This window comes from Kitasatospora sp. NPDC053057 (genome assembly GCF_044546945.1).
In the GTDB taxonomy this organism is placed as follows: domain Bacteria; phylum Actinomycetota; class Actinomycetes; order Streptomycetales; family Streptomycetaceae; genus Kitasatospora.
Genome location: NZ_JBITZP010000063.1, coordinates 14,390 through 31,839 on the forward strand (window position 1 = coordinate 14,390; position 17,450 = coordinate 31,839).

Sequence of the window (17,450 nt, forward strand, 5' to 3'; positions counted from 1 at the left end):
AACAAACTCGCGGCGAAGCTGGGACGGGACCATGCGCATGTACTCCGCCCGCCCCGGCGGCCGTCGCTACCGCCCTGTCCTCGACCGCCTGCCGGTCGCGGTGTCCGGCACGGTGGCCCTGGTCGCCGGTGGTGCGCTCGCGCTGGGCCTCGGCTGGCTGGACGAACTCCACGCCGGCTGGTTCCCGTACATCGCCTACACCGGGTTGGCCGCGCTGGCCGGAGCGTTTTCCCGGCCCTTGGCCGCGCCGGTGGTCGGCATGTCCGCCTGGCTGTGCTGCAACGCCTTCGCCGAACACCGCCATGCCGAACTCGGCTGGTCCGGAGTGGGGATCGAGAGCGAGCACTTCGTCCTCTTCACCGTTGCCGCTCTGGTGCTGTCGTTGCCCGCCGCCTTGCCGCGCCGGGCGATCCGCGTCGAGCGCTTCTCGGTCGGCGAGGGGGCCGAGCGTCACCGCGGTTGAGGGCCGCCGCCTCGCTGTTGTCCCCGAGGCGGCGAGCCGGTCTGCTACCCGAGACCGGGGATGAACTGGATGAGCAAGTCGATCGCCTTGATGCCTAGGAAGGGCAGTATCAGCCCGCCGAGTCCGTAGACGCGGAGGTTGCGCCGCAGGAGGTCGGTGGCGGACGCGGGCTGGTAGCGCACGCCGCGCAGCGCGAGTGGGATCAGGGCGATGATGATCAGCGCGTTGAAGATGATCGCGGAGGCGATCGCCGAGGTGGGGCTGTGCAGGCCCATGATGTTGAGGTGGTGCAGCCCGGGGTAGGCGTTCGCGAACATCGCGGGGATGATCGCGAAGAACTTGGCCACGTCGTTGGTGATTGAGAAGGTAGTCAACGCGCCCCGGGTGATGAGGAGTTGCTTGCCGACCCGGACGATGTCGATCAGCTTGGCCGGGTTGGAGTCGAGGTCGACCATGTTGCCGGCCTCCTTGGCGGCCGGGGTGCCGGAGTTCATGGCGACGCCGACGTCGGCCTGGGCGAGGGCGGGGGCGTCGTTGGTGCCGTCCCCGGTCATGGCGAGAGGTCTTGCCGTGGTTGAGGGCATCGGCCTTCGGCCTCGGGTGGTGCGTGGTCAGCGCTGGGCGTCCCGCTCTGCGGTGAAGACCGTTCTCCAGTGCTCGGCAGAGCGGACCAGATCCTCGCCGACCCGGTCCAGGAAACGGCCCATGTCGGTGAGCCGGGTGCCCGCGGGGGTGCCGGTGCCGAGGGCTGCGGCACCGTCCTTCGCCCCTTCGGCGAGGACCGCGTTCATCCGGGCGCTGGCCAGCATGGCCCGGAACCACACGTCCTCGTCGATGACGTACCGGTCGCGCCGCGCCTGCGGGTCGCGTTCGCGGCGGATCAACTCCTGCTCCTCCAGGTAGCCGACGGCCTTGGAGACCGAGGCGGGGCTGACCTTGAGCCGCTGGGCCAGTTCGGCGGCGGTGAGACTGCCGCTGTCGCAGGTGTAAAGGCAGGCGAGAACCCCGGCCATCATCCGCGGGATGCCGGTGGCGACCAGCAGGTCGGTGAACCTGTCGGCGAAGTCCTGGACCGTTCCCGCGTCCCGTCCGGCCCGGTCGGCGGCTGGAGACGGAGAGGGCTGGCCGGCGGGCGGGCGGCCGCGGCGGGCCCGCCGCTCGGTGGCCTTCTGTGCCCGGTCGGACCGGTAGCCCGCCGGGCCACCGTTGCGCATCACCTCACGGGTGATGGTGGAGGTCGGCCGGTCCAGGCGTTTGGCGATCTCGGTGTACGAGAGGTCCTCGGCCAGGCCGACTGCGATCTGCCGCCGGTCCTGCTGAGTGAGTCTGCCTCCGGGCATGGTCCCTCCTCCGTGTTGCAACCACATCCATTGCAACACATTCCAGGCAGCACTTGCATTCATCGACATACTCATTGCAAGAAAACAAAGCTTTGACCTGCATAAATGCAGCCACTTCGCAAGTTTGTGATTGCTAGCACCGCGAACGCAACATAGCCTTTTTCATGTCGCGAAGGACGCGGCAGCCGACGCAGAGGAGTTCCGAAATGGCCACCACCACCGCCACCGTCAAGCAGGTCATGGACCGGGCCGTCACCGAACAGGGCTTTCCCGGCATGGTCGCCGAGGTCCGCGACGGCGCGCGGCGCCACTTCACGGCGGCCGGCACCGCCGAGCTCGGCACCGCACGCCAGCGGCTGGCCGAGGAGCAGATCCGGGTCGGCAGCATCACCAAGACCTTCACCGCCACGATCGTGCTGCAGCTCGCCGCCGAGTACGTGCTCGGCCTGGACGACACGGTGGAGAAGTGGCTCCCCGGCCTGATCCGCGGCAACGGCCACGACGGCAACACGATCACCATCCGTCACCTGCTCGGCCACCGCAGTGGCCTGTTCGCCTTCACTCTCGACGAGGACATGCTCCGCCGCTACGCCAGCCCCGAAATGCTCGGCCACCGCTTCGACCGCTGGACCCCCGAGGAACTGGTGAAGATCTCCCTCGCCCACAAGCCCGACTTCGCCCCCGGCGAGGGCTTCGCCTACTCCAACACCAACTTCGTCCTGGCCGGCCTGATCATCGAGAAGGCCACCGGTATGTCCTACGCCGACGTGCTGGAACTGCGGATCCTGCGCCCTCTCAAGCTCACCAGCACCTACCCGGCCGGCAAGGAGACCGTCTTCCGCGGCCCGCACACCCACAGCTACTCCCGCCTGACCGTGCAGGAGAGCGACGCTCCCGTCTACGACGTCACCGAGCTGGACGCCACGTACGGCTTCGCCACCGGCGAGCTCATCTCCACCACCGGCGACCTCACCGCCTTCCTCGGCGAGCTGCTCGGCGGCCGGCTGCTGCCGCCCGCGCAGCTGGACGAGATGCTCACCATGACCCCCGTGCCGGACGGCGTCTGGCTCGACGGCTACAGCTACGGCCTGGGCCTGTCCTCCTTCGAACTGCCCTGCGGAACCACGGTGTTCGGCCATGGCGGCATGATCACCGGAAACTGGTCCTACCTCTACGGCACCCGCGACGGCAGCCGGGTGGCGGCCATGAACGTCAACGGCGACTGGAACTGCCCGCCGCTCGACCTCTTCCCCGAGGTCCTCGACACCATGTTCCGCCCCGCAGCCTGATATACCGTCACATCACGGGCGCCCCGTGCGACATCAGGCCATCACGGCTCGGCACGGTTCCGGGCAACGGTGGCCGAAGGCTTCCGCATCCCCTGCGGCGGGGCCGGGCATCCTCCGAGTGGGGTCCGCCAGGTTGATGCCGTGATCGACTACAGCGCCGGGGCCGACTCCTACGACGCCTCCCGCGGTGGCGAGGCCCGGGCGGTGCTGCTCACGAAGGTGGTGTCGGCTCGAACTGACAATCCAAACTTTTCGACCGAAACGTTTGCTTGCCGCCGCGTCGTACGTGCCTCACGGACCCCCAGATATCCGTATGTGGCCCTGCTGGCATCGTCCCTCACGTGCCTAGCGGCTTCCGGGGCACCTCAGATAAGGCTCGCGCGGTTGCTCCGCGGCGCCGACCAGGTCGGGGTGAGCCCCTGTGCGAGGGTGGCAGCGGTGGCGGCGTGGACGCACGCGAGTGCGAGGTCGAGCCGGCGGAAGGCCGGGTCGGTCGCCACGACGAGGTCCAGGTGTTCCCGTCCGGCGAGGTAGCCGCAGGCGGGCGAGGCCAGGTACGGCCCGAGGAACGCGCCCCAGACGAAACCGCTCGCTGCGAGTGTGCGAGGGCCGCGGCAGAGCTCCTGCTGACGGGACCTTGGCGAAGTCCCGGATGCTCAACGGCAGTTGGGCCTGAGCATCAACGACGTGTTGGCGGCGCGTCAGGGGTTCGTCAGGAAGGGTGAACGAGCTTGCCCCAGGCATCCGGCAGGGCTTTGATGGGGGACATGCACCGTTCGACACGCCACCACGACCGCCCGCCGCATAGCCGGCCGCGGCTCGTCGTTGTCGCGGTCGCCATCGCCGTCCGGTAGGACCGAGCTCCTTCCCGCTGGTCGCCGGCCGCACGGGCTCGGGGTTTGTTCGCTGTCGCCCGTGCCGATCACCGCAGCCCGTCCCCTGTCCTGAGCGGCTCCGAGGGCCAGGGGCGGGCGAGCGCTCTCCTCGCATCACATCATTTTCGCGCCGGCGGCCCCGGAGACGTGCGGCTTCGTGCTGCCCTGCCTTCGCACCCCGCCGGTGCCTTCCACCCTTGGATGAGTCATGTCCGACGCTGTTCTGTCCGCCCGCACCGCCCTCGTCACCGGCGCGTCCTCCGGCATCGGCTGGGAGACCGCCCGGCTGCTCACCGGGCACGGTGCGACCGTGCTCGTGCACGCCCGTACCACCGCCGAGGCGGAGGCCGCCGTCGAGCGCCTGGTCGCCGCGGGCGCCCGCCGCGACCAACTGGTCGAGCTGGCAGCCGACTTCACCAAGCTGTCGGAGGTTGCCGTGCTGGCCGGCACGGTCGTCAAGCACTACCCGTCGCTGGACCTGCTGGTGAACAACGCCGCCGCGATGGCACCCGAGCGCTGCACGCTCACCGACGACGGCAACGAGGTCTCGCTGCAGGTCAACTTCCTTGCCGCGCACCTGCTTTCCAAGCTGCTGCGGGCCCCGCTTTCGGCGGCCGGCGATGCGCGGATCGTCAACGTGTCGTCCTCGTTGCACCGCACCGCGTCGATGAACTGGTCGGACCCGCACCGGGTGAAGAAGTACTCGCGGGTCGCCGCGTACGCGCAGTCCCAGCTCGCGCTCACCATGGCGACCGCCGACATGGCCCCGGCCGGCTCCGGCATCACGGCCGTCAGCCTCAACCCGGGCCTGTGCGACACCGCGCTGCTGCCGCTGTACGGGCGGGTCGGCGCGCCGGCGGCGGAGGGTGCGGCGGCCGTGGTGCGGCTCTGCCTGCCCGAGACGGTCGTCGCCAACGGCGCCTACTTCGACGGTGACGTCATCGCGCCGGCCGCGCCGGCCGCGCAGGAGGAGCGATCGCTGAAGCGCCTGGCCAAGCTCGCCGACCAGCTGGTCGGCCGGGCCGCCTGAACCGTACCAACCCGACGATCACGAGAAAGAGCACGATGTCCAAGCACGCCCGCAAGAAGAAGGCCCGTCGGAAGAAGAATGCGAACCACGGCCGCACCGGGTGAGCTGACCTCCTGAACCCACCCGGTGCCGCGTGCCACTGGCACCGGGTGCACCCCGCGCCCCTTGGCGGCACTTGTCCGGGCTGCGGAGGACGAGTGCCGCCAGGGGGCGGGCATGTCGGCGCTGCTGGCGGAGAGCAATACTCGGCTCTGCCGAATGCGTAAACTACTGAACGCTGACAGTGACGAGCGGGGGCAGTCATCGGGTCGTGTTCCATCTGCGGAGGCTGTTCTCAATCCCTCACCTGGGCGTGCGATCTGCATGGAGCGACTTCGCCGCCGCCCTGGGGGCGCCCTGGGGTCCGAGGGCCATGGGCGGACGAGGCCGAGATGCGGATGCCTGAACCCCGCAGCTAGGATTTGTGGTGAATTGCTCGCAGCGGTTGGCCCGGAAGCCGCTCCACAGGGAGACCCAGGGTTCCGTTGCCGCCGAGTACTCCATTTCCACGGTGGCCGGAAGTGGCGCGTTCGTGGCGACCAACAGTGAACTGAAGCAGCCCACAGGTATCGCTACGGACTCCGCCGGAAACCTGTACGTCTCCAACGCCGCTAACCATCGGGGGTGCAAGGTGGACCCGACCTCCTCGAATAGCGGCACCACGAGAACATCAACAGCTACCGCTCGCCCCTGGACCGAACCTCCTCCGGATCTTCGGCGTCCGCATGAGGTGCTGGGACGTGGGAATTCCATGCCCAGGGCTGTGAGCAGCCTCCACCCGCTTTGCATTAACCGAGACAGTGGTCAAAATCGCCAGAAGCAGCGGGTGGCGAAGGTGGACTCGGGCTCGGTACCGAGTTTTGAATACTACGGCAGAAAGGGCAGATCATGCTGAACGTCTTGGGCATCCAGACGGTGAACTTCGATTTCGATGATTCGAAGGACAGCACCCGCACGGTGAACCAGAGCGTCTCCGTGCCCAGCGGCACCACGAGCATGCAGGTCTTCCTGAACTCGTTCGACCTGGAGTACACGAACAGCGACGAGTATGGCTTCGGCCGGCTGCAGGTCAACGTCGAGGCTCTCAGCGTGCAAGAGGCTCAGTGCACCGTGACGCTACGTGACAACAACACCAACTATCGCGAGTGGAGCGGGTCAGTGACCGCGATCGCCGTGTCGTTCCAGGGCTCATGAGTGCCGCGACCGTCGCCGGTGGGCTGGTCCGCGGCCCGGATACCAACGCGATCGGGCTCGGCGTCGCCAGCGGCACCGTCCGCGCGTGCTTCCAGGCGCTGCCGGGCGGCGACTGGACCGGTTGGGGGCCGCTGGCCGATGCGCCGGTGCCCTTCTTGAACACGGCGGCCGACGGCCGGCAGGGCGATGCTCTAGTGGCCGTGGCGGTCGGCACCGACGGCAGCCTCTACTGCGTCGAGTCGCCGGCTAGCAGCGGCTGGTCGGCGAGTTGGACCAAGGTCGGCTATCCTCCCGAGATCAACCTTTCCGCGGGCTGCGCGGTCGCCGCGGCCAGCACCGGAACAGTGTCGGTGGCGGTCGGCGGGGATGGCAACCTGTGGACGGTCAACCGGCCGACGGGCCAGCCCTGGTCGGGCTGGACCGATCTGGGAGCGCCGGCTGCCGGCGTCTCCTTGCTCGGTGACTGCGCTATCACCACTGTGTCGGGCGGTGCGGTACTGGCCGTCGCGGTCGGCGCGGACGGGCAGCTGCACACCATCTCCGGCACGCCCTCGTCCGGATGGGGCGGCTGGCAGTGCGCTGGCCACCCGCCGTCGACGTCGATCTCCGGGCCGGTGGCCGTCGCACGGGCCCCGGGCGGCCAGGCGGCAGTGTTCGCGGTGGGCACCGACGGCCATGGCTACACCGCGCCGGTCGGTGGTACCCCCGGCCAATTCACCCCCGTCGGCCATCCGGCAGACGCGGTCCTGCTCACCGGGGACACCGTCACCGCGGGTCTGCTCGCCGACCCCCTCGGCGGGTTGACCGTGCTGGCGCCAGCAGTTGACGGACTCGCCTACTGTCTGCAGCTGCCAGCGGGCGCCTGGGCGCCACTCGATGAACCCGGCGGCGAACTGCCGCTGCGCTCGGTCACCGGCACCGGCCCCCAGATGTACGTGGCCTGCGTGGCGGCGCCTGCCGCGGCGGAGACGGCCGCCGCGCCGGTACCGAGTCTGCGCCTGAACACGATCGTCACCTCGGACACCGTGTCGCTGCAGGTGCCCCCCGCGTCGGGCTTCCTGCTGGCCGCCGTACAGGACGCCGAGGGAACGCCGGTCCCCGGCGTCGGCCTGACCGTGGTACGCCCCGACGGATCCCCGGTGAACACACCGAGCCCTCCAAACGCCACCGGCTCGGTGGTCGACATGGCCAACGGGCTGGTCACCTCGATGCTGCAGCTGGCCCCCCAGAGCGGCGTGTGGACAGCCACCGTGCAGGGCGCCGACGACACCGATGAGGATTTCCAGGTGACCCTCACCACGCTGCCGGTGTTCAACGCACAGGCCACGATCGAGGCCACCCTGCGACAGATGTGCGATTCCGACAACGCGCCCTCGGCCGAAGACTCCAGCTGGGGCTGTGCCGCCTGCCAGTTCGGCGGCTACGCCGGCGCCGTGCTCATCGCGGCTGCCATCGCCTATGGCGTGGCGACGCTGGCGCCGGAGTCGGCGGTGGTGATCTGGCTCGCCGGCCTGGCCGGAATCACGCAGGAAGACGCACTGTCCTTCATTGTGGACCAGGGGAGCAAAGGCATCACCGCAGTGCCCGACATCGTGGCCGCAATCTGCCGGATGACAGGAAGCTGCTCGTGACCGCCACCCGGAACATGCATAACAGCAGCTCGCCGGAAAACCCCGCAGAGCTCGGCAGAAGTGACCTAGCGCTTGGTTCCGCGATCGGCGAGCCAGAGTCTGTGGCGCCCTCGATAAAACCGACCTTCCGACCGGAGGCATCCCATGCCCCGCAGATACGCCTACGCTGTCCTCTACACGGACGACGCCCTCCCGGCGCACCGCTACTTCGCCATCGCCACGAAACTCCAGAAGGGGTACTTCTTCTGGGACCGCAAGAAGAATCGCGGTGAACTCAAACCCTGGGGACAGCCCCTCAACGGGGGCGGTGGCCCGTGCCTCCCCGGCGGCGAAAGGGATCCCGGTGAGAGAATCGAGAAGGCCGCGATACGGGAGCTTGTTGAAGAGACCAACATAAACATCGGGCTTCTCCCCTCGGCCACAAACGACTGGGGCACGTACTCGGCAGCTTATTTTAACACCACCGAGGAAAACCTCAGAGAATTCAAAAACTATCTCGACAACATATGTCTGCTCGATGCGGGATATGCCGCGCGAGACATATGCAACAAAATCATCACGGACTACAATCAGATTCGCCCGAAGTACCCAGCCGCACCACGGGACAACGAACTGGAGGTGGTGCAAATCTGGGACATTCTGGATCTGAAAACCTGGCAGGTGATCCAAAGCTGGGCCAACCCCCCGGTGGACTGGTATCGCGACATTCTGACCTTCCTCAGAAACAATGTGCCGCTCGCGCAGCGCCCATTGGTTCCAGCCGAAGAAACCTCACCGCGAAGGGGCGCTCTGTAGCTGGCTAGGCCATGGTCCATTCGGACCAGTGAACGTCACCTCCGACATCGACCGAGCCGGATACAGCTTCACGGGTCTGGTGAAGGCGCAACCGGTCATGATCATGAAATAGTCGGGCGTCCGTGAGTGCGCTCTGGCCGCGGCGGCTGTGGGCGGAAAAGGTCTGGTAGCGGGCGTGCTTGGGGGTGGGTCACGGCAGCTGCCGCGGTGATCCCGCCCTCACGGTCTACGCCTGCAACAGCTCACTCTGGGCTCGTTGGGACTTGTGCTACTCGGAGGCGACTGGCGACGTAGCTGGCTCGGTCTCCTCCGTTCCATTTGTGCCAGTGGTGGGCGGTGCCGTCTGCGGCGCCCAGGAGGTCGGCGAGCATCTTCCAGTGGACCGCGCCGACGAGTGCCAGCCAGGCGCCGTTGCGTGCCTTGCTGGCGCTGGGAACGCCGAGGCGCTGGAGGCGTCGTTGCAGCGTGTTCGAGCTGAGCGGGCGCGAGGGGCGAAGGCCGGGAAAGAGATAGGGGGTCTCCTGGTCCTTGAGGGGCGCGGACAGAGGGCGGCGTTCGTGGACGAGTTGTTGGAGGAGGGCTGACAGCCGCGGGCGGAGCCAGAGTGTTTCGCGGCCGAGCTGGAGGCCCAGGACTCCGGGTTCGTCGGGGTGGATGTGGACCTGGGCGAGGGTGATGTTCACGATGCGGTCGGTGCTCTGGCCGTACTGCAGGACGAGGCAGCCGGCGACGCGGTCCGCGAGCGGCAGGCTCTCGTCGGTTTCCAGTCTGAGCGCGGTGAGCACTCGGTCGGTGTCGTTCATGATGGCGCGTTCGCCGTGCCTGCTGGAGGTGGCGATGGCGACGTCAGTGGGTGCGAGGCCGCAGGTCGCGGCCCAGAGGAGGAACGGCCGGGCGTAGTGCTGGAGGGTTGGGTTGGCGATGAGCCACCGGTCGATGAGGTGCTGGGTGATGCCGTCGATCGTTCGCCCGCGGCTGCGGAGGTGGCCGAGGAGGAGCCGGGCGGCGTTCAGCTGACGACGAAGGTGCTCGCGCTGGAAGCGGGTGAAGCCGCTACGGCTGACGTGCTGGTGCGCGAGGGGCATCAGGTGCCAGCGTGCGTATCGTGCGAGGAGAACCCGGTCCGCCGTGGTGGCGCACTCTTCGAGGCAGTGGGCGAAGTCTCTTCTCAGCTGTGCGAGTTGCTCTTCTCGCGGTTCGAGTATCTCGGCCAGGACGAGCAGGCCCCGGAGCTGCTGGACCGAGGTGGTCTGGCGCAGTGCGTCGAGGGCTTCGTGGGTGCACGGGAGTCGCCCGTTGACCATGTCGCGGATGAGCTGGCCGCCGGGCCGGCGCAGGTAGAGGATCATCGAGTAGGGGTTGTCGTACCTCTCCAGCAGTTCCGCCAGCGGCGCGAGCCGGTCGCACCTGCGGCCGTCGGCGTCGGTGAACGCCTCGGCGAGGACGAGTCGGCCCCGGCAGGGCAGGCACTGCCCCTGGAGGAGGCGGCCCATCCCTGCGCAGGTCGGGCAGCGGTAGGAGAAGGTGACGCCGGCGCACTCGGGGCACAGCGGCCCGTTGTCCTCGCGGCGGAAGACCCCGCCGAGCTGTCCGCAGCGGTGGCACTGCTCGTGGGTGAGGCGGACCGCGTCGACGCAGGTGAGGCAGACGGGTCCTTCCGGCCAGCGGCGCTCTGCCCGGGCCGGCGTCGTGCAGCGTGTGCAGGGCACGATGGCGGCGGAGTAGCACGGCACGCAGCGCGGTGTCCCGTCCCCGGTCGTCACGGGGGCCGAGGGCCGGGTGCCGCAGTCGCCACAGAGCGGCCCGGGTCGCACGCTCTCCCAGCAGCGTCCGCACCAGGGGCCGCGCTCGTCGCGGGCGGTGACCACGGCGCGGCGTCCGCATCCGGTACATGGCTGTGCCTGGTCCGCGCGGCGGCAGCCGTCGCACCACGGCTTCCCGTCCTCGTCGCGGTAGACGGCGAGTTGGAGGCGCCCGCAGTTGACGCAGGGATGCCGTGGAGTGGCTTGGCGGGCGCAGGCCCGGCAGACGCCCGTGCTGAGGATGCCGACCCTTCTGTGCCGGCCGCACTGCGGGCACAGGACGATCGGCGCCCGGCGGTCGTCGCATTTTTCGCACAGCGGTCCGTCTTCGCTGATGCGGCTGGCTGGTCTGGCGTCACCGCAGTCGACGCACTGGTGCAGCGGGCGGGGGTGAACGTGCTGGTAGCAGGCTCGGCAGACAGGGCTGCCGTCCTCCTGGCGCAGGCCGACCGGTTTGGTGAGGCCGCAGCGTGAGCACGGTTCGGCGAGGTGGTGCTGGCGGCAGCGCGTGCACCAGGGGCCCTCCGCGGTGCGGGCGGCTGGGATGACGAGCTTGCCGCAGGCCCAGCAGGGCTCTTTGGACAGGGCCTTGCGGTGGCAGCCGGCGCAGATGACGGCGCCGGCGGGGGTCTTCCTGACGGCGATCCTGGCCTGTCCGCAGGTGTGGCACAGCTGCGGCTTGCGGCGTTCGCGCTGCCAGCACCGGTGGCAGACGGGCTGGCCGGCGCGGCGCTCGGCTACGGTTCCGGGCCGGGCGCAGAGGGAGCAGGTCTCCTTGGGGTCGGCCGTCCGGTGACAGGCGTGGCACAGGCCCTGGCTCCTGATGGCCTTGTCCCGGCCGCACCGGACGCAGGTGGCGGTCTTGGGCATGGCGGTCCGTCAGCCTTCGGCGTCGAAGAAGTCGCCGGACAGCAGCGGCATGTCCGGGACCACGGGTCGGGGCCCTCGCGCGGCGGGTTCCGCGGGAGAGGCGTCGGGCTCGATCTCGACGACGAGGTCCTCGAACGTGCACTTGAGGATCTTGCAGAGCGCCAGGATGAGTTCGACGGGCATCTTGGGCGGGCGGTCGGCCTTCACGAGCCGGTAGATGTTGCTGCGGTCCAGGTCGAAGCCGTACTTCCTCAGTTCCGGTGCGAGCTTGGTGGTGGTGTACCAGTTGCGGCGAAGGGCCATGAGCTCGCGCAGCCGCCACTCGTAGCGGGGCTGGAGGGCTTCGAGGGCGCTCCTGGCCTGCGGTTCGTCGCCGTGCGGTACTGCTTTCACCGGGTCCTCCTCGAACCGCCGGGGCGGGGCTGTGTCGTCTGGTCGCTGAAGTCGTCGTCCATGTCCGCCTCGGCGTCGGCCATCGCGAAGGCGCGGGCCAGGGCCGCTTCCTCCGCCGCGTCGAGGCTTTCTCGGACCTTGAGGTTCTTGAAGTCGTTGCTGAGCGCGGTGTAGATCGCGGTGGTCGCGGCGTGCGAATGACCGACCTGGTCGGTGACGAACTGGCCGTCGTAGCCGGCCTCGATGAGTCTGGTCACGTACGTGTGGCGCATGCAGTGCGGGCCGAGCTGAGCGGGCAGTTTGCCCAGCTCACGCCAGTGCTGGAACCGCTGGTTCACCGCGCGTTCCGAGATCATCTCGTTGCGCTCGGTGGGGAACATGACGCCGTCGTCCGGGCGGTCGCTGTAGAACAGTGGGCGTACGTTCTCCATGTACAGCTGCACGGTGCGAACCGCCCACGGCCATACCGAGATCACCATCCGGCGCTTGGGAGGCTGTCCGGCGCCGGCCTTCCCCCATCGGACCGCCAGCCCCGCGTAGTCCCCGAACTCGGGCAGCTTCGCCTGACGCCGCCAGTCGTGGGTCTCCAGCCGGGCCGTCTCCCTGCGGCGCAGGCCCCAGCCGTACATCGTCGTGAACATCGCCAGGTCCCGGGCCGCGGCGAGGGCTCCCTTGTGGCCCTGTTCGCGCAGGCGCTTGATCTCCGGGTCCATCTGCCCGAAGAAGGTCTTCACCTCTGCCCTGGTCAACGGCCGGTTGCCGCTGGGCTGGCCGATGTACTCCTGCGCGTGCCGGACCGCGTTCAGGTCCCGCAGCGCGAAGCCGGTGAACATCCCGAATGTGCTCAGGCACACCTGCGGCCACTCGTAGGCCGGATCGCTCAGATAACTCAGGTAGAGCGCAAGGTCGTTCTGGTACTTGCGCATGGTGGATGTGGCGACGGTGTCCGCGAGCATCGCTGACCACCGGTCGAACAGCGTCCTGTTCCAAGCCGGCTCCCACGGATACCCGCCGGACATCGCCTGGACCTGGCGCGCGATACGAGCCCTGGTGTTGACCGTGTCCCAGGACAGCCGGCGGGCTCGCTGGTGGTCCGCGAAGCCCTGCAGTGTCTTCTCGAATACGGCCTCCTCGGGGCGGAGCATCGCCACACCCGGCAGCACATGCAGCGTCGCGACGCCCGGAACAGCTACCGAGCCCCCTGCGGCATTTCGGCCCATCCGTCACCCTCCGTGTCCGGTACACCGCCCCACCTTCCACGCGGTGGTGCGCAGCGCGCAACACTGATGCGACAGCTACACCACGATTGAGGGATTTGCAGGCCAACTCCCGCACGGGACCGACGGATCGTGATACAACTCGACTCCGCTGGGCATTGACGGTCGCGCTGGCCTGCGCGAACGGGACCGAGCCCGTGGTGCGCGTGCCGCAACATTGCTCGAAGCGTCAAGATCGCGTCAAGGCGCGCCCGGCTCGCATCAAGAGCACGTAGCCAACGGGATCCGAGAGTCGGCAGCGCTCCACGATCGTGTCAATCACGATCGATGGAGAACGCATGTCCGACACCACCACCCCGGCCGTCACGGTCGAACCCGAACCGCCGGATACCGGCGCGGGTGACGAACGGCACCGCCTCACGGCGCTCGGCGGACTGGCCGCCCTCTCGCTGGACGCCATGGCCTCGGTGGCGTACGGGCCGGAGTCGATCGTCCTGGTGCTGGCCGCGGCCGGGGCGTACGGGCTGGGCTTCACGGTCCCCGTCACGGTGGCGATCGCCGTCCTGCTGGCGGTGCTGGTGGCGTCCTACCGGCAGGTGATCGCGGCGTTCCCGGACGGCGGCGGGTCGTACGCGGTCGCCAAGGAGCACCTGGGCCGGCGGACGGCGCTCACCGCGGCGGCCTCGCTGGTCATCGACTACGTCCTGAACGTCGCGGTCTCGGTGACGGCCGGTGTGGCCGCGCTCACCTCGGCGGTGCCGAGCCTGTACGACGACCGGGTCTGGCTCTGCCTGGGCGTGCTCGCGCTCGTCACCGCGGTGAACCTGCGGGGGATAGCCGAGTCGGCGCGCTGGTTCATGGTGCCGACGGCCGTGTTCGTGCTGTCGATCCTGGCGATCGTCGTGGTCGGTCTGTTCCGCGACGCCCCGGCGAGCACCGAGGCCGCCGCAGGTCACGCCTCGGTGCTCGCCGAGAACGCCACCGCGGTCGGTGCGCTGCTGTTGCTCAAGGCCTTCGCGGCCGGGTGCTCGGCGCTGACCGGCGTCGAGGCGGTGGCCAACGCCGTCCCGTCCTTCCGCACCCCGCGGGTGAAGCGGGCCCAGCACACCGAGGTCGCGCTCGGCGCCCTGCTCGGCGTGATGCTGATCGGCCTGGCCGTCCTGATCGGCCGCTTCCACCTCCAGCCGGTCGAGGGGGTGACCGTGCTGGCCCAGCTCGCCGATGCCTCGCTCGGCCACGGCGTCGGCTTCTTCGTCGTCCAGTTCGCCACCGTGGTGCTGCTCGGCCTGGCAGCCAACACCTCCTTCGGCGGCCTGCCGGTGCTGATGGACCTGCTGGCCCGGGACAACCACCTCCCGCACGTGTTCGCGCTGCGCGCCGACCGCCAGGTCCACCGGCACGGCGTGCTGTTCCTCGCCGTGGTCTCGGCCGGGCTGCTGGTCGCCTCCGGCGGCGACGTCAACAGCCTGGTGCCGCTGTTCTCGATCGGTGTCTTCGTCGGCTTCACCATCTGCCAGGTCGGGATGGTCCGGCACTGGTGCCTGAAGCGGCCCGACGGCTGGCAATGGAAGGCCGCGCTGAATGGTTTCGGCGCACTGCTGACGGGCATCGCCACCCTGGTCGTCGCCGGCACCAAGTTCACCGAGGGCGCCTGGGGCATCGTGGTGGCCCTGCCGTTGCTGGTGGTGCTGTTCGAGGCGGTCCACCGCAGCTACGCGCGGATCGGCGAGCGGCTGGAGCTGGGCCGGGTGCCGGGCGCGGTGACCCGGCAGCGCAGCCTGGTGGTGGTCCCGGTGACGGCGATCACCCGGCTCACCCGGGACGGCCTGTCGGCGGCGCTCTCGCTCGGCGACGAGGTCATGGCGGTGACCGTGGTGCACGAGCGGGCGGACGCCGAGGCGCTGCGTCGGGACTGGGAGCTGTGGCAGCCCGGGGTGCCGCTGGTGGAGATCCCGGAGGACCACCGCAGGCTGGGCCGGCCGATCGCGGACTTCGTCAACGAGCTCGGCGCGGAGCACGCCTACGACCGGCTCACCGTGCTGATCCCCGAGGTCGAGCCCGCGCACTGGTGGGAGCGGCCCTTGCAGAACCGGCGCGGCGCGGTGATCGACCGCGCCCTGCGGCGGCACACCGATGCGGTGGTCTGCCGGCTGCGGATGCGGATGTAGCGGCGGGCCCAGCCGTCGGCCGGCCGAAACGTTCAGGACAAGCCGCGGTCTCGGGTGCATGACGCGGATATCAACGCCGCGTCAATGTTTCCGGACCACCCGTATGGACGGCATCAGGGAGGCCTAACGCGCCCCCCACGGCTGGTTTGCTGCTCCCGCCGGTTTCAGCCGGTGCCGCGAGGCCGTCCTGTCCGCTCGCGAGCACATCCTCTAGCCAGTCTGGTGGAGTCCATGTCCGATCTCATCTACGTCGGTGTCACGGTCGCCGTGTTCGCCGTCATCGCCCTGATCGCGCGGGGGGTGGAGAAGCTGTGAGCGCCGAGAACATCGCAGGTCTCATCGTGGCCGTCGCCCTCGTCGGCTACCTCGTCGTCGCGCTGATCTACCCGGAGAAGTTCTGACATGAGCTCCACTCTCGCGGGCTGGATGCAGGCCCTGGCCCTCGTGGCCGCGCTGGTCCTGTGCTACCGCCCCCTGGGCGACTACATCGCCCGCATCCTGACCACCTCCAAGCACCTCAGAGTCGAGCGCGGCATCTACAAGGTCATCGGCGTGGACGGTGATGCCGATCAGCGCTGGCCGGTGTACCTGCGCTCGGTGCTGGCCTTCTCGGCCGTCTCGGTCCTCTTCCTCTACGCCCTGATCCGCCTCCAGACCTTCCTCCTGCTGAACCTGGGCGTTTCGCAGATGGAGGGCCACCAGGCCTGGAACACCGCGATCTCGTTCGTCACCAACACCAACTGGCAGTCCTACAACGGCGAGTCCGCGATGGGACACCTGGTGCAGATGGCGGGCCTGGCGGTGCAGAACTTCGTCTCCGCGGCCGTCGGCATCGCCATCGTGGCCGCGCTGATCCGGGGCTTCACCCGGAACCGGACGGACCGGCTGGGCAACTTCTGGGTGGACCTGGTCCGGATCAACCTGCGGCTGCTGCTGCCGATCTCGATCGTCTTCGCGCTGGTCCTGGTGGCCAACGGCGTGATCCAGAACTTCCACGGCTTCCACGAGGTGGCCGGCCTCGCCGGTGACGTGCAGAAGATCCCGGGCGGGCCGGTGGCCTCGCAGGAGGTCATCAAGGAGCTGGGCACCAACGGCGGCGGCTTCTTCAACGCCAACTCGGCGCACCCGTTCGAGAATCCGACCGGGTTCACGAACTGGCTGGAGATCTTCCTGATCCTGCTGATCCCGTTCGCCCTGCCGCGCACCTTCGGCCGGATGGTCGGCGACAACCGCCAGGGCTACGCGATCGCGGCCGTCATGGCGATCTTCTGGGTCGCGTCGACGGCGCTCCTCACCTTCGCCGAGTCGCAGCACGGGGGCACTGCCCTGCAGGCCGCGGGCGCCGCGATGGAGGGCAAGGAGCAGCGCTTCGGCGTCGCGGCCAGCGCGCTGTTCGCCTCTTCGACGACGCTGACATCGACCGGTGCGGTCAACTCATTCCACGACTCGTTCACGCCGTTCGGCGGCGGCATCACGATGTTCAACATGATGCTCGGCGAGATCGCGCCCGGCGGCACCGGCTCCGGCCTCTACGGCATGCTGATCCTCGCGATCGTGGCGGTGTTCGTGGCCGGCCTGATGGTCGGGCGCACCCCCGAGTACCTGGGCAAGAAGCTCGGCGGCCGGGAGATGAAGTTCGCCTCGCTGTACATCCTGACGACCCCGGCGATCGTGCTGGTCGGCACGGGCATCGCAATGGCCCTGCCGGGTGAGCGGGCCGGGATGCTCAACAGCGGTGCGCACGGCTTCTCCGAGGTGCTGTACGCGTTCACCTCGGCGGCCAACAACAACGGCTCGGCGTTCGGCGGTCTGACTGTCAACACCGACTGGTACGACACCGTGTTCGGCCTGTGCATGGTCTTCGGCCGCTTCCTGCCGATGGTGTTCGTCCTGGCGCTGGCGGGCTCGCTCGCGCAGCAGCAGCCGGTTCCGGCCACCCCGGGCACTCTGCCCACCCACAAGCCGCTGTTCGTGGGTCTGCTGTCGGGCGTCGTCCTGATCGTCGTCGGCCTCACCTACTTCCCGGCCCTGGCCCTCGGGCCGCTCGCGGAAGGTCTTTCCTCCTGATGTCCTCGTCAACGCTTACTCCTTCTCCCACGCCGGGCGGCAAGACCGAGGGTGCGGCCTCCCACAGAGTCTCCAGCGGCCTGCTCGACCCGAAGCTGCTGCTCACCTCGCTGCCGGACGCGGTGAAGAAGCTCGACCCCCGGGTGATGGTCAAGAACCCGGTGATGTTCGTGGTCGAGGTCGGCTCGGTGGTCACCACCGTCTCCGCGATTGCGAACCCGTCGGTGTTCGCGTGGTCGATCACCGTCTGGCTCTGGCTCACCACGGTCTTCGCCAA

The 17,450-nt window shown here is 68.9% G+C and carries 15 protein-coding genes and 2 pseudogenes; 11 read left to right on the forward strand and 6 right to left on the reverse strand.

From position 1 onward, the window contains the following. The first annotated feature begins 31 nt into the window (after positions 1-31). Positions 32-463 carry a hypothetical protein gene (locus tag ACIG5E_RS36570; protein ID WP_396541127.1) on the forward strand — a complete coding sequence of 144 codons (432 nt, stop codon included), beginning with the start codon at positions 32-34 and terminating at the stop codon, positions 461-463. Positions 464-507: 44 nt separating this feature from the next. Here the strand turns inward: ACIG5E_RS36570 and ACIG5E_RS36575 are convergent. Both ACIG5E_RS36575 and ACIG5E_RS36580 read right to left on the reverse strand, forming a co-directional pair. After that, a pseudogene (locus ACIG5E_RS36575) lies at positions 508-1,023 on the reverse strand (HAD hydrolase family protein); the annotation flags it as partial. Positions 1,024-1,074: 51 nt separating this feature from the next. Next, positions 1,075-1,803, reverse strand: a complete 729-nt coding sequence (locus ACIG5E_RS36580; RefSeq protein WP_396541129.1) for a helix-turn-helix domain-containing protein — start codon at positions 1,801-1,803, stop codon at positions 1,075-1,077. Between the two features lie 206 nt (positions 1,804-2,009). On the opposite strand from ACIG5E_RS36580, the gene ACIG5E_RS36585 reads away from it, so the two are divergent. Further along, positions 2,010-3,092 (forward strand): serine hydrolase domain-containing protein, encoded by a 1,083-nt coding sequence (locus ACIG5E_RS36585; RefSeq protein WP_396541131.1) that lies wholly within the window; start codon positions 2,010-2,012, stop codon positions 3,090-3,092. Positions 3,093-3,457: 365 nt separating this feature from the next. Here ACIG5E_RS36585 and ACIG5E_RS36590 read toward each other — a convergent pair whose 3' ends face one another. Next, a complete protein-coding gene (locus ACIG5E_RS36590) occupies positions 3,458-3,646 on the reverse strand; it encodes a GNAT family N-acetyltransferase (protein WP_396541155.1) in 189 nt (62 codons plus the stop codon). A gap of 529 nt (positions 3,647-4,175) precedes the next feature. Here ACIG5E_RS36590 and ACIG5E_RS36595 point away from each other — a divergent pair. From ACIG5E_RS36595 to ACIG5E_RS36615, 5 genes are all read left to right on the forward strand, one after another. Beyond that, complete coding sequence (locus tag ACIG5E_RS36595; protein ID WP_396541133.1) at positions 4,176-4,997, forward strand: SDR family NAD(P)-dependent oxidoreductase; 822 nt, start codon at positions 4,176-4,178, stop codon at positions 4,995-4,997. A 571-nt stretch (positions 4,998-5,568) separates the two neighbouring features. Then, positions 5,569-5,931 (forward strand): hypothetical protein, encoded by a 363-nt coding sequence (locus ACIG5E_RS36600; protein WP_396541135.1) that lies wholly within the window; start codon positions 5,569-5,571, stop codon positions 5,929-5,931. 5 nt (positions 5,932-5,936) lie between these two features. Continuing rightward, entirely contained in the window at positions 5,937-6,230 is a 294-nt protein-coding gene (locus ACIG5E_RS36605; protein ID WP_396541137.1) for a hypothetical protein, read from the forward strand. Beyond that, positions 6,227-7,861 (forward strand): hypothetical protein, encoded by a 1,635-nt coding sequence (locus ACIG5E_RS36610; protein WP_396541139.1) that lies wholly within the window; start codon positions 6,227-6,229, stop codon positions 7,859-7,861. The genes ACIG5E_RS36605 and ACIG5E_RS36610 overlap by 4 nt, the downstream gene beginning before the upstream one ends. A gap of 144 nt (positions 7,862-8,005) precedes the next feature. After that, complete coding sequence (locus ACIG5E_RS36615; RefSeq protein ID WP_396541141.1) at positions 8,006-8,656, forward strand: NUDIX domain-containing protein; 651 nt, start codon at positions 8,006-8,008, stop codon at positions 8,654-8,656. Between the two features lie 242 nt (positions 8,657-8,898). On the opposite strand, the gene ACIG5E_RS36620 is transcribed toward ACIG5E_RS36615, so the two are convergent. The 3 genes from ACIG5E_RS36620 to ACIG5E_RS36630 are packed head-to-tail and all read right to left on the reverse strand — an operon-like array spanning position 8,899 to position 12,866. Beyond that, on the reverse strand, positions 8,899-11,328 hold the full coding sequence (locus tag ACIG5E_RS36620; RefSeq protein ID WP_396541143.1) for a hypothetical protein: 2,430 nt from the start codon (positions 11,326-11,328) through the stop codon (positions 8,899-8,901). 9 nt (positions 11,329-11,337) lie between these two features. After that, entirely contained in the window at positions 11,338-11,721 is a 384-nt protein-coding gene (locus ACIG5E_RS36625) for a helix-turn-helix domain-containing protein (RefSeq protein ID WP_396541145.1), read from the reverse strand. Further along, on the reverse strand, positions 11,718-12,866 hold the full coding sequence (locus tag ACIG5E_RS36630; RefSeq protein WP_396541157.1) for a tyrosine-type recombinase/integrase: 1,149 nt from the start codon (positions 12,864-12,866) through the stop codon (positions 11,718-11,720). The genes ACIG5E_RS36625 and ACIG5E_RS36630 overlap by 4 nt, the downstream gene beginning before the upstream one ends. Positions 12,867-13,276: 410 nt before the next feature. Here ACIG5E_RS36630 and ACIG5E_RS36635 point away from each other — a divergent pair, with 410 nt between their 5' ends. From ACIG5E_RS36635 to ACIG5E_RS36650, 4 genes and pseudogenes are all read left to right on the forward strand, one after another. Beyond that, a complete protein-coding gene (locus ACIG5E_RS36635; protein WP_396541147.1) occupies positions 13,277-15,106 on the forward strand; it encodes an APC family permease in 1,830 nt (609 codons plus the stop codon). A gap of 311 nt (positions 15,107-15,417) precedes the next feature. Next, positions 15,418-15,507 (forward strand): K(+)-transporting ATPase subunit F, encoded by a 90-nt coding sequence (gene kdpF / locus ACIG5E_RS36640; RefSeq protein WP_097237446.1) that lies wholly within the window; start codon positions 15,418-15,420, stop codon positions 15,505-15,507. A 1-nt stretch (position 15,508) separates the two neighbouring features. Next, positions 15,509-17,173: a potassium-transporting ATPase subunit KdpA gene (kdpA, locus tag ACIG5E_RS36645; RefSeq protein WP_396541149.1), complete on the forward strand. Its 1,665-nt coding sequence runs from the start codon at positions 15,509-15,511 to the stop codon at positions 17,171-17,173. Further along, positions 17,173-17,450 (forward strand): annotated as a pseudogene (locus tag ACIG5E_RS36650) (potassium-transporting ATPase subunit B); the annotation flags it as partial. The gene kdpA and the pseudogene ACIG5E_RS36650, both read left to right, overlap by 1 nt.

What these genes read in the sequence shown, in the direction of transcription:
- ACIG5E_RS36570 (WP_396541127.1), top strand. Translation starts at nt 32, where the DNA reads ATGCGCATGTACTCCGCCCGCCCCGGCGGCCGTCGCTACCGCCCTGTC.
- ACIG5E_RS36580 (WP_396541129.1), bottom strand. Translation starts at nt 1,803, where the DNA reads ATGCCCGGAGGCAGACTCACTCAGCAGGACCGGCGGCAGATCGCAGTC.
- ACIG5E_RS36585 (WP_396541131.1), top strand. Translation starts at nt 2,010, where the DNA reads ATGGCCACCACCACCGCCACCGTCAAGCAGGTCATGGACCGGGCCGTC.
- ACIG5E_RS36595 (WP_396541133.1), top strand. Translation starts at nt 4,176, where the DNA reads ATGTCCGACGCTGTTCTGTCCGCCCGCACCGCCCTCGTCACCGGCGCG.
- ACIG5E_RS36610 (WP_396541139.1), top strand. Translation starts at nt 6,227, where the DNA reads ATGAGTGCCGCGACCGTCGCCGGTGGGCTGGTCCGCGGCCCGGATACC.
- ACIG5E_RS36615 (WP_396541141.1), top strand. Translation starts at nt 8,006, where the DNA reads ATGCCCCGCAGATACGCCTACGCTGTCCTCTACACGGACGACGCCCTC.
- ACIG5E_RS36620 (WP_396541143.1), bottom strand. Translation starts at nt 11,328, where the DNA reads ATGCCCAAGACCGCCACCTGCGTCCGGTGCGGCCGGGACAAGGCCATC.
- ACIG5E_RS36630 (WP_396541157.1), bottom strand. Translation starts at nt 12,866, where the DNA reads ATGCTCCGCCCCGAGGAGGCCGTATTCGAGAAGACACTGCAGGGCTTC.
- ACIG5E_RS36635 (WP_396541147.1), top strand. Translation starts at nt 13,277, where the DNA reads ATGTCCGACACCACCACCCCGGCCGTCACGGTCGAACCCGAACCGCCG.
- kdpA (WP_396541149.1), top strand. Translation starts at nt 15,509, where the DNA reads ATGAGCTCCACTCTCGCGGGCTGGATGCAGGCCCTGGCCCTCGTGGCC.